This is a genomic window from Bacteroides sp. AM32-11AC, from assembly GCF_003603515.1.
GTDB classification, from domain to species: Bacteria; Bacteroidota; Bacteroidia; order Bacteroidales; family Bacteroidaceae; genus Bacteroides; species Bacteroides uniformis.
This window is the reverse complement of record NZ_QTNH01000034.1, coordinates 988-1,769: the sequence shown is the minus strand read 5'-3', so window position 1 is coordinate 1,769 and position 782 is coordinate 988. Positions and strand designations below refer to the sequence as shown.

Sequence of the window (782 nt, the reverse complement as noted above, 5' to 3'; positions counted from 1 at the left end):
GTTTCATTTATAAGATTTGTATCTGTTAAAGAGTTATATTCTAAAGAACCATCAACGGATACAGCGTTTATCTTATGTATAGGCAGAAAGCAGCAACAGAACTCCATGGTATAATCCCTTTTTACCTACAACAGACATCTGCTTTCTAACCTCTTCTGCAATGCTTGCATCTTTAATATCAATCTTCTCAATCATATCCTTAACTTCATAGTAAGTCTGTCCAGTCCGTAACATTCTCTTCAAGAACGTTACGGAATACACAATCTGTCGTGTAGAATCCTTGAAAACAAGTTATTATAGAATAATTCGTATTGAATTTAACCGCAAGATATAACTGCCCTTCATAAGTACAATGTCCCAATTTAAAGTTTACAGGACCATTGGCACTTACTCCCATTACATTCATATCATTAACAAGGAATGAAGAGGAACGGAACAGCATTATATCGGCTTTTACCATCATAGGCATGTAGTCCATTCCAGCTCTTAACACATATAGGCTACCCAAGACTCCGGCTGCATCCATTTTACCAGTCAGTCCGGAAATGGGGACAATCAAAAGAATCCTGCTTCCTGCCCCTGAAGTAGTACTATACCTTAATTGTGTATATCGTAATTTGTCCGTTCCCGATGCCATAGCGATATACTCAGTCTTTGGCAAACGGTCTATAGGCATTTGCGCCAAGCTTTGACCGGATGTTAACCCAATAAGTGATGCCGGATTGCCGGTTGCCACTTCTGATAACTTTACTTTCTCTATCATCCTTGTACTTTTGAGGGTC

Annotated in this window: 2 protein-coding genes; both read right to left on the bottom strand. The window is 39.0% G+C overall.

Annotation, left to right across the window (positions count from 1 at the left end; genetic code table 11):
- Positions 1-72: 72 nt before the first annotated feature.
- Positions 73-195: a hypothetical protein gene (locus DW800_RS20070; protein WP_256373170.1), complete on the bottom strand. Its 123-nt coding sequence runs from the start codon at positions 193-195 to the stop codon at positions 73-75.
- A gap of 10 nt (positions 196-205) precedes the next feature.
- Positions 206-782: hypothetical protein (locus tag DW800_RS19445; RefSeq protein ID WP_207814349.1), on the bottom strand; the 577-nt coding region annotated here is incomplete at its 5' end.